The 1,013-nt window shown below is 28.2% G+C and carries 1 protein-coding gene; it reads left to right on the plus strand.

From position 1 onward, the window contains the following. Positions 1-110 precede the first annotated feature (110 nt). On the plus strand, positions 111-1,004 hold the full coding sequence (locus GNY06_RS00125) for a hypothetical protein (protein ID WP_212995053.1): 894 nt from the start codon (positions 111-113) through the stop codon (positions 1,002-1,004). Positions 1,005-1,013 lie beyond the last annotated feature (9 nt).

Consider the following 1,013-nt stretch of genomic DNA (forward strand, 5'->3'; position numbering starts at 1 on the left):
AATTGGGGAGATACCAGAATTATAGATATTTTTATTAAGAACGGAAAATTAGATAAAGTTTTGACATCACAATGGTAGAGAATATTAAGATAAAGTGTATAAAAAGAGTATTGACTGAAGAACAAAAGTTTTTAAATGTAAACTTGAAAGAAGCAGACACTCTTAAATTTTACAAACAAGCAGAATCAGATGTGAATAATTTCATTGAAAGTGGAACTAAAATATTTACAAGGAAAGCAATTATTTTTGGAGAGGAGGAATTAATAGAAGTTACTATAGAACAATCATTGGGTTCTTATTCAACATTGGAAATAAGTAAAGCCATTGTTTCGTTTAATGCTAATCCATCTGGCGAAGCTTTTACGAAATTAGTCAATACATACTTTTTGGACTTTCTAACATTTGTTGCTACATCCGAAGATTTTGAGACATCATCTGATTTATATTTAGAATCGGATATTGGCTCGCTATATATTTTTATAATGACTTATTTTCCAGAGTTAATGGAAAAGTCTGAGCCAATTTTTTTAAAAGGATTAGAACACCTTCAAAAAGAAAGGGACAATAATATAAGACCTGTGAAAGGCTCTTATGGTAGAGATAGCATTCTGTATTTAGCATATTGGTTAGCAAAGGAACACAATAGAAGTGAAAATGTTATAAATCAACTATTGAACCATTGTGCTCAAAAGATTGAGCCATGTTATATTAAGGCTGTTGAAAACGCTTTTTCTAAAAATGAATCTGATATACAAACAGTTATTAATGAGCTTGCAGAATTCCATATAAAAAATAGCAAAACAGTTGATTTAACTTATCCATTTCATATAAATCAATGGATTTACTTTCCAGTTGAAATTTTAGGGGTGCTGAAAATAAGAAGTATCAAAGGATTAAATTACAATTCTATATATCATCCTTTAATCAATATATTTACTCCTTTTCTTAATATGAAGCTGAAACTTGAGACTGAAGTGTTATTATTGAAAAATAAATTTTTGTAAAACAATAAA

The sequence above is a fragment of the Elizabethkingia argenteiflava genome (assembly GCF_009904105.1).
GTDB classification, from domain to species: domain Bacteria; phylum Bacteroidota; class Bacteroidia; order Flavobacteriales; family Weeksellaceae; genus Elizabethkingia; species Elizabethkingia argenteiflava.